The following is a 12,643-nucleotide window of genomic DNA, read 5'->3' on the forward strand; positions in this document are numbered from 1 at the left end:
TTACCGCGCCTGACCCGGCATCTTTAGCAGGGAAAAAAGCGCGCGGGAGGCTGGCAGGACGGAAAATCGGCAATAATGTGCGCCGCTGGCGCGGGTTTGCCATCCAGCGTCTAAAATTAAAGCGCTTCTGGCGCAGGCCGCAGGCGGGCTGCGATTGGCAAATTTTTTCTGCCGACTATACTCGCTATCGGCATACTTTCGCCGATAATACGCATTCCATTGCCAGACTCGCCATCTTTGATAGTATGCGTCGCGCTTTAAAAGGTTAATGCTAGCGTCAAGGCGCGCGCCGGCACGGGAGCCTGATGGTTCATCGGGCAGTCATTCACTCGCGGAGTTAACACAGGGATGCGATTAACGACGAAGTTCTCAGCCTTTATCACGCTGCTAACTAGCCTGACCATCTTTGTCACGCTGATTGGCGCTTCGCTGAGTTTTTACAACGGCATTGAGAACAAGGTCGAAAACCGGGTTCAGGCGGTGGCGACCATGCTGGATAACCGGCTCATCACCACCTCTTTTGATAAGCTTGAGCCGCAGCTGGATGAGCTGATGACGCCGATAGAGATCGTGCATATCGATTTCATGCTTAACGGTAAACCGCTCTACAGCCACTCCCGAACCGACAGCTATCGCCCGCTTGGCAGTCATGAGCAATTCCGTGAGATCACGGTCCCGTCGTTGAAACATCCCGGTATCTCTCTGCATCTGGTCTACGTTGACCCGATGGTGAACTATTTCCGTTCGCTGTCGATTACCGCCCCGCTGTCGATCTCCATCGGCTTCATGGTGGTGATTATTTTCTTCGCCGTCCGCTGGATCCGCCGCCAGCTGGCGGGTCAGGAGCTGCTTGAGCTTCGTTCCACGCGTATCCTGAGCGGCGAGCGCGGGCCGCAGGTGCGCGGCTCAGTCTATGAATGGCCTGCCAGCACCAGTAGCGCGCTGGATATGCTGCTGTCGGAGCTGCAGTTTGCCAGCGATCAGCGCAGCCGGATGGATACGCTGATTCGCTCCTATGCGGCACAGGATTCTAAAACCGGGCTGAATAATCGCCTGTTTTTTGACAATCAGCTGGCCACACTGCTGGAAGATCAGGAGAAGGTGGGGGCGTACGGCATCGTGATGATGATCCGTCTACCGGAGTTTGATCTGCTACGGGACAACTGGGGGCGGGCGGCGGCCGAAGAACATTACTTCACGCTTATCAACCTGCTCTCTACCTTTATTATGCGTTACCCTGGCGCGCTGCTGGCGCGCTATCACCGTAGCGACTTCGCCGTGCTGCTGCCGCACCGCACGTTAAAAGAGGCGGATAGTATCGCCGGGCTGCTGCTGAAAGCCATGGACGCGCTGCCTCCGACGCGGATCCTCGATCGTGACGATATGATGCATATCGGCATCTGTTCTTTCCGCAGCGGACAATCGGCGGCGCAAGTGATGGAACATGCCGAAGCGGCAACGCGCAACGCGGTGCTGCAGGGCAGCAACAGCTGGTCGGTCTATGACGATACCCTTCCGGAGAAAGGCCGCGGCAACGTTCGCTGGCGGACGCTGATCGAACAGATGCTGAGCCGCGGCGGGCCGCGGTTGTACCAGAAGCCCGCCGTCACCCGCGACGGTCGGGTGCATCACCGTGAACTGATGTCGCGGATGTACGACGGTAAAGAAGAGGTGATTGCCGCCGAGTACATGCCGATGGTGCTGCAGTTTGGCCTGGCGGAGGAGTATGACCGCCTGCAGGTGACGCGCCTGCTGCCGTTTTTAGGCTTCTGGCCCGAGGAGAATCTGGCGCTGCAGCTGTCGGTGGAGTCGCTGATCCGTCCGCGTTTCCAGCGCTGGCTGCGCGATGCTCTGATGCAGTGTGAAAAATCGCAGCGTCAACGGATTATTTTTGAACTTGCTGAGGCAGATGTTTGTCAATATATCGGCCGTCTGCAGCCGGTTATGCGGTTGGTTAACGCGCTTGGCGTTCGGGTGGCGGTGGTTCAGGCAGGGTTAACCCTGGTGGGAACCAGCTGGATCAAGCAGCTGGATGCGGAGCTGATCAAACTGCATCCGGGCCTGGCGCGCAACATCGAAAAGCGCAGCGAGAACCAGCTGCTGGTGCAAAGCCTGGTGGAAGCCTGTAAAGGCATGCCTATGCAAGTTTTTGCGACGGGCGTACGCAGCCGCAGCGAGTGGCTGGTACTGTCCCAATGCGGTGTCACGGGCGGGCAGGGGGAATTTTTTGCCGCCTCACAGCCACTTGACACAAATGTGAAAAAATATTCGCAAAGATACTCGGTTTGATCTGCCGTTTAGCGTGATTTCACGTAGAATAACGCGCGCCATCGTGAAGGGGGTGTGCTTGTCTACCTGCCGGATCATCGCAATGTAAATGCCAGTGACCCTCCTTTGACAGGTTACAAATTCAGGCGTGGAGCGCTGCTGAAGATTTCAGCAATGAACGGAGTCGGAAAAATTTGTAACAAAGGAAATGAACTGCACTAATTTTCACCGCAGCAGGTGATTTTTGCGCCTTGTCGCTGCTGCGTGTGGTTGGTAAAGTAAGCGGATTTTGTTTTCCGCCCCAGCTTTCAGGATTATCCCTTAGTATGTTAAAAAAATTTCGTGGCATGTTTTCCAATGACCTGTCCATTGACCTGGGTACCGCGAATACCCTTATTTACGTAAAAGGACAAGGCATCGTATTGAATGAGCCTTCCGTGGTGGCCATTCGTCAGGATCGTGCCGGATCGCCGAAAAGCGTCGCCGCCGTGGGTCATGAAGCGAAGCAGATGCTCGGCCGTACCCCGGGTAATATCGCGGCGATTCGCCCGATGAAGGACGGCGTTATCGCTGACTTCTTCGTGACGGAAAAGATGCTGCAGCACTTTATCAAACAAGTGCACAGCAACAGCTTTATGCGCCCGAGCCCGCGCGTACTGGTCTGCGTGCCGGTTGGCGCCACCCAGGTTGAGCGTCGTGCTATCCGTGAATCCGCGCAGGGCGCTGGCGCTCGCGAAGTGTTCCTGATTGAAGAACCGATGGCGGCCGCGATCGGCGCTGGCCTGCCGGTTTCTGAAGCGACCGGTTCCATGGTGGTGGATATCGGCGGCGGTACCACCGAGGTAGCGGTTATCTCCCTGAACGGCGTGGTTTACTCTTCTTCCGTGCGTATCGGCGGCGACCGCTTCGACGAAGCCGTCATCAATTACGTGCGTCGTAACTACGGCTCCCTGATCGGTGAAGCGACCGCTGAGCGTATCAAACATGAAATCGGTTCGGCTTACCCGGGCGATGAAGTGCGTGAAATTGAAGTGCGCGGCCGTAACCTGGCGGAAGGTGTTCCACGCGGCTTCACCCTGAACTCAAACGAAATTCTTGAAGCGCTGCAGGAGCCGCTGACCGGCATCGTGAGCGCGGTCATGGTTGCCCTTGAGCAGTGCCCGCCGGAACTGGCGTCTGACATCTCCGAGCGCGGGATGGTTCTCACCGGCGGTGGTGCGCTGCTGCGCAACCTGGACCGTCTGTTAATGGAAGAAACCGGTATTCCAGTCGTGGTTGCTGAAGATCCGCTGACCTGCGTAGCGCGTGGCGGCGGCAAGGCGCTGGAAATGATCGACATGCACGGCGGCGACCTGTTTAGCGAAGAGTAGTCAGCCTGAAGGTCCGGGGTGGCTTCCGCGCTGCCCCTGGTCTTTACTGACACGAGAATACGCATAGCCTATGAAGCCAATTTTTAGCCGTGGCCCCTCGCTACAGATTCGCCTTATTCTGGCGGTGCTGGTGGCGCTTGGCGTGATTATCGCCGACAGCCGCCTGGGTACGTTCAGTCAAATCAGAACGTACATGGATACAGCCGTCAGCCCTTTCTACTTTGTCTCTAATGGTCCCCGGGAACTGCTCGACAGCGTATCGCAGACGCTGGCTACCCGTGACCAGCTCGAACTGGAAAACCGCGCGCTGCGTCAGGAGCTGTTGCTGAAAAACAGCGATCTGCTGATGCTGGGCCAGTACAAGCAGGAGAATGCGCGCCTGCGTGAACTGCTTGGCTCGCCGCTGCGCCAGGACGAGCAAAAAATGGTGACCCAGGTCATCTCAACGGTCAACGACCCCTACAGCGATCAGGTGGTTATCGATAAGGGCAGCGTCAACGGCGTCTACGAAGGCCAGCCGGTTATCAGTGATAAAGGCGTGGTGGGGCAGGTCGTAGCCGTGGCGAAAATGACCAGCCGGGTACTGCTGATCTGTGATGCCACCCATGCGTTGCCAATCCAGGTCCTGCGGAACGATATTCGCGTCATTGCCGCCGGTAACGGCTGCACCGACGACCTCCAGCTTGAGCATCTGCCGGCAAATACCGATATTCGCGTCGGCGATGTGCTGGTGACCTCCGGTCTGGGCGGTCGTTTCCCTGAAGGGTACCCGGTTGGGGTTGTCTCTTCAGTGAAACTGGACACCCAGCGCGCCTACACGGTGATCCAGGCGCGTCCGACGGCCGGTCTGCAGCGTTTGCGCTATCTGCTGCTGCTGTGGGGCGCCGATCGCAATGGCGCTAACCCGATGACCCCGGAAGAGGTCCATCGGGTGGCTAACGAACGCCTGATGCAGATGATGCCGCAGGTGTTGCCTGCGCCGGATGCGATGGGGCCGCAGATGCCGGCGCCCGCCACCGGGCTGACGCCGTCTCAGCCGTCGCAGCCTGCAGGGGGGCAATAGTGGCAAGTTACCGTAGCCAGGGACGCTGGGTTATCTGGCTCTCGTTTCTTATCGCGCTATTGCTGCAAATTATGCCCTGGCCGGCGGACATCAGCGTTTTCCGGCCCAACTGGGTATTATTGATCCTGCTGTACTGGATCCTCGCGCTGCCGCACCGGGTGAATGTGGGAACGGGCTTCGTGATGGGGGCTATTCTTGATCTCATCAGCGGCTCGACGCTGGGCGTTCGCGCGCTGTCCTTAAGCATCGTCGCCTATCTGGTGGCGCTGAAGTATCAGCTGTTCCGTAACCTGGCGCTGTGGCAACAGGCGCTGGTAGTCATGCTGTTATCCCTCGCCGTGGATATCATTGTTTTCTGGGCAGAGTTTTTAGTGATCAACGTCTCTTTCCGTCCGGAAGTATTCTGGAGTAGTGTAGTAAACGGTATCCTCTGGCCATGGCTCTTCCTGCTGATGCGTAAAGTGCGTCAGCAATTTGCAGTGCAATAAGGTTGATATGACAACTCTGTATCTTGCTTCTGGTTCCCCGCGTCGGCAGGAACTGCTGACTCAGCTTGGTCTCGCGTTCGAGCGTCTGGTTCCTGGTATCGAGGAGCAGCGCCAGCCGCAGGAGAGCGCGCAGCACTATGTCGTGCGCCTGGCGCGCGAAAAGGCGCAGGCCGGGGTGGCGCTGGCATCGCGGGATTTGCCGGTTTTGGGAGCGGATACGATTGTTATTTTGAACGGCGAAGTGCTGGAAAAACCGCGCGACGCCGAACACGCTGCAGCGATGCTGCGCCTGCTTTCCGGCCAAACCCATCAGGTCATGACCGCGGTGGCGCTGGCGGATAAGCAGCAGACGCTGGATTGTCTGGTGGTCACGGAAGTGACCTTCCGGCCGCTCAGCGAGCAGGATATCGCCGATTATGTGGCCAGCGGCGAGCCTTTAGATAAAGCAGGTGCATACGGTATTCAAGGGCTGGGTGGCTGTTTCGTCAGGAAGATTAATGGCAGCTATCACGCCGTAGTCGGCTTACCGCTGGTGGAAACGTATGAGTTGCTCAGTAACTTTAACTCACTGCGTAAAGAAAAGGGATAAAGATGACGGCTGAATTATTAGTGAACGTAACGCCATCCGAAACGCGCGTTGCGTATATTGATGGCGGTATTCTGCAGGAAATCCATATTGAGCGTGAAGCGCGACGCGGAATAGTAGGCAATATCTACAAAGGTCGTGTTAGCCGAGTGCTGCCGGGAATGCAGGCGGCTTTTGTAGATATTGGTCTGGATAAGGCGGCGTTCCTCCACGCCTCCGATATCATGCCGCATACCGAGTGCGTTGCCGGTGAGGAGCAAAAGCAGTTTACCGTGCGCGATATTTCGGAGCTGGTGCGCCAGGGCCAGGACCTGATGGTCCAGGTGGTTAAAGATCCGCTCGGCACCAAAGGCGCGCGTCTGACCACCGATATTACTCTGCCTTCCCGCTATCTGGTCTTTATGCCGGGCGCCTCCCACGTGGGGGTCTCTCAGCGCATTGAAAGCGAAGCCGAGCGCGAGCGGCTGAAAAAGGTCGTGGCAGAGTACTGCGACGAGCAGGGCGGATTTATCATTCGCACCGCCGCGGAAGGCGTTCACGAGCAAGAGATGGCCGCCGATGCCGCCTATCTTAAGCGCGTATGGACCAAGGTGATGGAGCGCAAAAAGCGCAACCAGACCCGCTATCAGCTGTACGGCGAGCTGGCCCTGGCTCAGCGCGTGCTGCGTGATTTTGCCGACGCGCATCTCGACCGGATTCGCGTTGACTCGCGGCTGACCTACGAGGCGCTGCTCGAATTTACCGCCGAATATATTCCGGAAATGACCAGCAAGCTGGAACACTACAGCGGCCGTCAGCCGATATTCGATCTCTTTGACGTTGAGAACGAAATTCAGCGCGCGCTGGAACGTAAAGTCGAGCTCAAGTCCGGGGGGTATCTGATCATCGACCAGACCGAGGCGATGACCACCATCGATATCAACACCGGGGCGTTTGTTGGGCACCGCAATCTTGACGATACTATCTTCAATACCAATATCGAAGCCACCCAGGCGATAGCCCGCCAGCTGCGTTTGCGTAATCTCGGCGGCATTATCATCATTGATTTCATCGACATGAACAATGAAGACCATCGCCGGCGGGTGTTGCACTCCCTGGAGCAGGCCCTCAGTAAAGACCGGGTGAAGACCAGCATCAACGGTTTCTCCCAGTTGGGGCTGGTGGAGATGACCCGTAAACGCACCCGCGAAAGCGTGGAGCATGTGCTTTGCAACGAATGCCCGACCTGCCACGGACGCGGAACGGTAAAGTCCGTGGAAACGGTATGCTATGAGATTATGCGTGAGATCGTTCGCGTGCATCATGCTTATGATTCCGATCGCTTCCTGGTCTATGCTTCCCCTGCGGTGGCGGAAACCCTGAAAGGGGAAGAGTCGCATGCGCTGGCGGAAGTGGAGATCTTTGTCGGCAAGCAAGTGAAGGTACAAATTGAGCCGCTCTATAATCAAGAGCAGTTCGATGTGGTTATGATGTAAGACACTGCGTCATTGTGCGGCTGACAAGGAGAGAGGCGTGAGGCGACTGCCCGGGATTTTATTGCTCACCGTGGCAACACTGATTGTTATCGTCGCGCTGCTGGTGAGTGGCTTGCGTCTCGTGTTGCCGCAGCTCGATGCCTGGCGTCCGCAGCTGCTGGAGAAGATCTCCTCTCTCACCGGCACACCGGTGGATGCCTCGCAGATCGCCGCCAGCTGGCAAACTTTCGGCCCAACATTAGATGTCCGCGATATTCATGTCGGGCTGAAAGATGGCGGGACAATGGCGGTCAAGCGCGTGACCCTGGCGCTGGACGTCTGGCAGAGTCTGTTGCATATGCGCTGGCAGTTTCGCGATCTCACCTTCTGGCAGCTGCAGATCCATACCAATACCCCTATTCAGACCAATGACGGCGGCGAAAGCCTGAAAACCGACCGCGTCAGCGATCTCTTTTTACGTCAGTTCGACCACTTTACTCTGCGCGACAGTCATCTGAGCTTCCTGACTATTTCCGGTCAGCGGGCGGAGCTGGCGGTCCCGCAGCTGACCTGGCTTAACGGCAGGAACCGTCACCGCGCCGAGGGGCAGCTCAGCCTTTCCAGTCTCACCGGCCAGCATGGCGTCATGCAGGTGCGGATGGATCTCCGCGACGAGGATGGCCTGCTGAACAAAGGCCGGGTCTGGCTGCAGGCTGACGATATTGACGTCAAGCCCTGGCTGGGCCGCTGGATGCAGGACAATATCGCCCTGAAAAGCGCCCGCTTCAGCCTCGAAGGCTGGATGACCATTGAAAAAGGCGATGTGGCCAGCGGCGACGTATGGCTGAAAAAAGGGGGCGCCAGCTGGCAGGGGGATAGCGAGGTTCATCACCTGTCAGTGGATAACCTGACGGCGCATCTCTTCCACGACAAGCAGAGCTGGGGCTTCTACATTCCCGATACGCGGATCGCGATCGACGATAAACCCTGGCCAAGCGGCGCGCTGGCGATGGCGTGGATCCCGGCGCAGGATGTCGGTGGCGACGGTCATCAGAGTAGCGATGAATTACGTATTCGCGCCAGCAACTTAGCCCTCAGCGGTCTGAGCGGACTGCAGCCGTTTGCCGATAAGCTGGCGCCTTCATTGGGCGAACTCTGGCGCACCACGCAGCCCAGCGGCAAAATCAACCTGCTGGCTCTCGATATTCCCCTGCAGGCGACGGAGAAAACGCGCTTTCAGGCGCAGTGGAGCGATCTGGCGTGGAAGCAGTGGAAACTCCTGCCGGGAGCGGAACACTTTTCCGGCAGCCTGAATGGCAGCGTTGAGCATGGGGAACTGCGCGCGCGCATGACGAAGGCGCTGATGCCGTATACCGGTGTTTTCCGGGCCCCGCTGGAGATCGCCGCTGGCGAAGCCACCCTCAGCTGGGTGAAAAATGACAAAGGGTTTATGCTTGATGGCCGCGATATTGACGTGCAGGCGACGGGGGTACGCGCCCGCGGCGGCTTCCGCTATCTGCAACCGCAGGGGGACGATCCCTGGCTGGGTATTCTGGCGGGGATCAGCACCAACGATGGCGGCCAGGCGTGGCGTTACTTCCCGGAAAACCTGATGGGCAAAGCGCTGGTGGACTATCTCAGCGGCGCGATTAAAGCCGGACAGGCACGCGATGCGACGCTGGTGTATGGCGGCAACCCACATTTGTTCCCGTATCCGCACAACGAAGGCCAGTTCCAGGTTTACGTCCCGCTGAAGAATGCCACTTTCGCTTTTCAACCGGACTGGCCGGCGCTGACCGGGTTGAATATCGACCTTAATTTTATCAACAGCGGCCTGTGGATGCGGGCGGAGAAAGCGATGCTCGGCAACGTGACCGCCAGCAATCTCGATGCCGCGATCCCGGATTACGCGCAGGAAAAACTGCTGATTGATGCCGATATCAAAGGCCCGGGGAAAGAGGTGGGACCTTATTTCAACACCACGCCGCTGAAAGAGACCCTGGGAGCGGCGCTGGATTCCCTGCAGCTGGATGGTGATGTAAGCGCTCGCTTACATCTGAACATTCCCCTCGATGGCGAAATGACCACCGCGAAAGGCGATGTGCATCTGCAGAATAACGATCTGTTTATCAAGCCGTTAGATACCACGCTGCAGAACCTGAGCGGTAGTTTCAGCTTTGTGAATGGCGATCTTAATAGTCAAACGTTGAGCGCGACCTGGTTTAATCAGCCGCTGAACCTCAATTTTTCCACCCGCGAAGGCGAAAAAGCGTTTCTGGTGGATGTCGGGATGAACGCCAGCTGGCAGCCGTCGCGCACCGGGCTGCTGCCGAAAGCGGTTAATGAGGCGCTGAGCGGTAGCGTTCCGTGGGAGGGTAAAGTCGCTATCGAACTGCCGTACCATGGCAATGCCAGCTATAAGGTTGATATCAATGGTGATCTGAAGAATGTGAGCAGTCACTTACCTTCACCGGTCAACAAGTCCGCTGGCGAACCCCTGCCGGTCAAAATTAACGTTGCCGGTGGTCTGAGCAGCTTCGACCTGACCGGATCCGTTGGCGCGAAGAATCATATCAACAGCCGCTGGTTGCTGAACCGTAAGCTGACGATGGACAGAGCGATCCTCACGACGGACAGCAAAGGCCCCTCTCCGCTGCCCGACCAGCCCGGCGTTGAGCTCAATCTGCCGCCGATGGATGGCGCGCAGTGGCTGGCGCTGTTCCAGAAGGGCGCGGCGAATGAAGTCAGCAGCAGCGTCCTCTTTCCACCGCGCATTGTGCTGCGTACGCCGTCGCTGGCGCTGGCCGGCCAGCAATGGAACAACGTGAGTCTGATGTCGCAGCCGGTCACCGGCGGTTCACAGGTTGAGGCGCAGGGGCGCGAGATCAACGCCATCCTGACGATGCGCGACAATGCCCCGTGGCTGGCAAATGTGCGTTATCTCTATTTCAACCCGGCCAGCGCCAGCGGCAAGGGCGGAACGGAGAACGTGGCCCCGCAGGCGGAGACGCGGCTGGATTTCCACGGTTGGCCCGATCTGCAGCTGCGCTGCGCGGAATGCTGGCTGTGGGGGCAAAAATATGGCCGTATCGACGGCGATGTGGCGATCAAGGGCGATACCTTAACGCTCTCCAACGGCCTGGTGGATACCGGGTTTGGCCGGCTGACGACCGACGGCGTGTGGGTTAACGCCCCTTCCGGGGTGCGCACCTCGCTGAAAGGCAGACTGCATGGCAATAAAACGAATGAATTTGCGGATTTCTTTGGCGTTTCCACACCGGTGAAGGATTCGCCGTTTGATATCGACTACGATCTGCACTGGCGCGCGCCGCCCTGGTCACCCGATGTCGCGTCGCTCAATGGGATCATTAAAAGCCACCTCGGCAAGGGTCAGTTTACCGACCTGAGTACCGGACACGCAGGCCAGCTGCTGCGTTTGCTGAGCGTCGATGCCCTGCTGCGCAAACTGCGCTTCGACTTCAGCGATACCTTTAGCGAAGGATTTTACTTCGACTCGATTAACAGTACGGCCTGGATTAAGGATGGTGTACTGCATACCGATGATACGCTGGTGGATGGCCTGGAGGCGGACATTGCCATGAAAGGGTCGGTCGATCTGGTGCGTCGTCATCTGGACCTGCAGGCGGTGGTGGCGCCGGAGATCTCCGCGACCGTCGGCGTGGCGGCGGCCTTCGCCGTCAACCCAATTGTCGGCGCGGCGGTGTTTGCCGCCAGCAAGGTGCTGGGGCCGCTGTGGAACAAAGTCTCGATACTGCGCTATCGCATCACCGGCCCGATTGACCAGCCGCAGATCAATGAAGTGCTGCGCCAGGCGCGCAGCAACAAAAAGCAATGATTTGACGATTGCCGGGAATTGCCGCAATCTCAATAGATAGCCTTCTGTATTTCCGCCTGTCAGGCGGCAACAAACGAGTAGCATAACGATGAGTCTGAACCTGGTAAGTGAACAATTACTGTCGGCAAATGGCCTGAATCATCAGGACCTGTTTGCCATTCTTGGTCAACTGACCGAGCGCCGCCTCGATTACGGCGATCTCTATTTTCAGTCGAGCTATCACGAATCCTGGGTTCTGGAAGACAGCATCATTAAAGATGGGTCGTACAATATCGACCAGGGCGTAGGCGTGCGCGCCGTCAGCGGCGAAAAAACGGGCTTTGCCTATGCTGACCAGATCAGCAAGCTGGCGCTGGAGCAGAGCGCCCAGGCGGCGCGGACCATTGTGCGCGAGACTGGCAATGGCAAAGTACAGACCCTCGGTGCCGTAGAGCACAGCGCCCTCTATACCAGCATCGACCCGCTGCAGAGTATGAGCCGGGAAGAGAAGCTGGATATTCTCCGCCGGGTAGACAAAGTCGCCCGCGCGGCGGACCAGCGCGTGCAGGAGGTTTCGGCCAGCCTGAGCGGGGTCTATGAGCTGATTCTGGTGGCCGCCACCGACGGCACTCTGGCCGCCGACGTTCGTCCGCTGGTGCGCCTCTCGGTCAGCGTGCTGGTGGAAGAGGACGGCAAACGCGAGCGCGGCAGCAGCGGCGGCGGCGGGCGTTTTGGCTATGACTATTTCCTCGCCTCTCAGGAGGGCGAAGTACGGGCCGACGCCTGGGCGAAAGAAGCGGTGCGCATGGCGCTGGTTAACCTCTCGGCGGTCGCCGCCCCGGCGGGGATGCTGCCGGTGGTGCTCGGCGCCGGCTGGCCTGGCGTTCTGCTGCACGAAGCGGTCGGTCACGGCCTGGAAGGCGATTTCAACCGTCGCGGCACCTCGGTCTTTAGCGGCCATATGGGGGAATTAGTCGCCTCTGAGCTGTGCACCGTCGTGGACGACGGCACCATCGTCGACCGTCGTGGCTCGGTGGCCATCGATGACGAAGGCACGCCGGGTCAATACAATGTGCTGATCGAAAACGGCATCCTGAAAGGCTACATGCAGGATAAACTCAATGCGCGTCTGATGGGCGTCGCGCCGACCGGCAACGGCCGCCGTGAATCCTATGCCCATCTGCCGATGCCGCGTATGACCAACACCTATATGCTGGCGGGCCAGTCCACGCCGCAGGAGATTATCGAGTCGGTGGACTACGGTATCTTCGCGCCTAACTTCGGCGGCGGGCAGGTGGATATCACCTCCGGTAAGTTTGTCTTCTCCACCTCCGAGGCCTATCTGATCGAAAAAGGCAAGGTCACGAAGGCGGTGAAAGGCGCTACACTGATCGGCTCCGGGATTGAGACTATGCAGCAGATTTCGATGGTGGGTAACGATCTGCGTCTGGATAACGGCGTCGGCGTCTGTGGCAAAGAGGGCCAGAGCGTGCCGGTGGGCGTTGGCCAGCCGACCCTGAAGGTCGATAACCTCACCGTCGGCGGCACTGCCTGATCCTGAGCGGGTTCCCGGCGTCGC

General features: G+C 58.4%; 9 protein-coding genes. All 9 read left to right on the plus strand.

The features are described from left to right. The first annotated feature begins 77 nt into the window (after positions 1-77). The 9 genes from ABLX76_RS19160 (at position 78) to tldD (ending at position 12,619) form a co-directional block, all read left to right on the plus strand. Complete coding sequence (locus tag ABLX76_RS19160; RefSeq protein ID WP_348875120.1) at positions 78-269, plus strand: hypothetical protein; 192 nt, start codon at positions 78-80, stop codon at positions 267-269. 79 nt (positions 270-348) lie between these two features. Further along, on the plus strand, positions 349-2,289 hold the full coding sequence (csrD, locus tag ABLX76_RS19165) for an RNase E specificity factor CsrD (RefSeq protein WP_044524921.1): 1,941 nt from the start codon (positions 349-351) through the stop codon (positions 2,287-2,289). Between the two features lie 305 nt (positions 2,290-2,594). Continuing rightward, positions 2,595-3,638: a rod shape-determining protein MreB gene (mreB, locus tag ABLX76_RS19170; protein WP_002918653.1), complete on the plus strand. Its 1,044-nt coding sequence runs from the start codon at positions 2,595-2,597 to the stop codon at positions 3,636-3,638. A 70-nt stretch (positions 3,639-3,708) separates the two neighbouring features. Continuing rightward, positions 3,709-4,701, plus strand: a complete 993-nt coding sequence (gene mreC / locus ABLX76_RS19175; protein ID WP_004206242.1) for a rod shape-determining protein MreC — start codon at positions 3,709-3,711, stop codon at positions 4,699-4,701. Beyond that, the gene (mreD, locus tag ABLX76_RS19180; protein ID WP_002918648.1) at positions 4,701-5,189 is read left to right on the plus strand and encodes a rod shape-determining protein MreD; all 489 of its coding nucleotides are present in this window, start codon (positions 4,701-4,703) and stop codon (positions 5,187-5,189) included. The genes mreC and mreD overlap by 1 nt, the downstream gene beginning before the upstream one ends. 7 nt (positions 5,190-5,196) lie before the next feature. Beyond that, a complete protein-coding gene (locus tag ABLX76_RS19185; RefSeq protein WP_023291155.1) occupies positions 5,197-5,778 on the plus strand; it encodes a nucleoside triphosphate pyrophosphatase in 582 nt (193 codons plus the stop codon). 2 nt (positions 5,779-5,780) lie between these two features. After that, positions 5,781-7,250 (plus strand): ribonuclease G, encoded by a 1,470-nt coding sequence (gene rng, locus ABLX76_RS19190; RefSeq protein WP_004206239.1) that lies wholly within the window; start codon positions 5,781-5,783, stop codon positions 7,248-7,250. Between the two features lie 37 nt (positions 7,251-7,287). Beyond that, entirely contained in the window at positions 7,288-11,085 is a 3,798-nt protein-coding gene (gene yhdP / locus ABLX76_RS19195) for an AsmA2 domain-containing protein YhdP (RefSeq protein ID WP_348875093.1), read from the plus strand. An 88-nt stretch (positions 11,086-11,173) separates the two neighbouring features. Next, a complete protein-coding gene (gene tldD, locus ABLX76_RS19200; protein WP_004206236.1) occupies positions 11,174-12,619 on the plus strand; it encodes a metalloprotease TldD in 1,446 nt (481 codons plus the stop codon). The last annotated feature ends 24 nt before the right edge of the window (positions 12,620-12,643 follow it).

Origin of the sequence: Klebsiella sp. JB_Kp004 (assembly GCF_040065795.1) — a bacterium.
In the GTDB taxonomy this organism is placed as follows: Bacteria; Pseudomonadota; Gammaproteobacteria; order Enterobacterales; family Enterobacteriaceae; genus Klebsiella; species Klebsiella quasipneumoniae.

Excerpts from the sequence above, each read along its gene's own strand:
- mreC (WP_004206242.1), top strand. The coding sequence starts at position 3,709 with ATGAAGCCAATTTTTAGCCGTGGCCCCTCGCTACAGATTCGCCTTATT.
- csrD (WP_044524921.1), top strand. The coding sequence starts at position 349 with ATGCGATTAACGACGAAGTTCTCAGCCTTTATCACGCTGCTAACTAGC.
- ABLX76_RS19185 (WP_023291155.1), top strand. The coding sequence starts at position 5,197 with ATGACAACTCTGTATCTTGCTTCTGGTTCCCCGCGTCGGCAGGAACTG.
- mreB (WP_002918653.1), top strand. The coding sequence starts at position 2,595 with ATGTTAAAAAAATTTCGTGGCATGTTTTCCAATGACCTGTCCATTGAC.
- rng (WP_004206239.1), top strand. The coding sequence starts at position 5,781 with ATGACGGCTGAATTATTAGTGAACGTAACGCCATCCGAAACGCGCGTT.
- tldD (WP_004206236.1), top strand. The coding sequence starts at position 11,174 with ATGAGTCTGAACCTGGTAAGTGAACAATTACTGTCGGCAAATGGCCTG.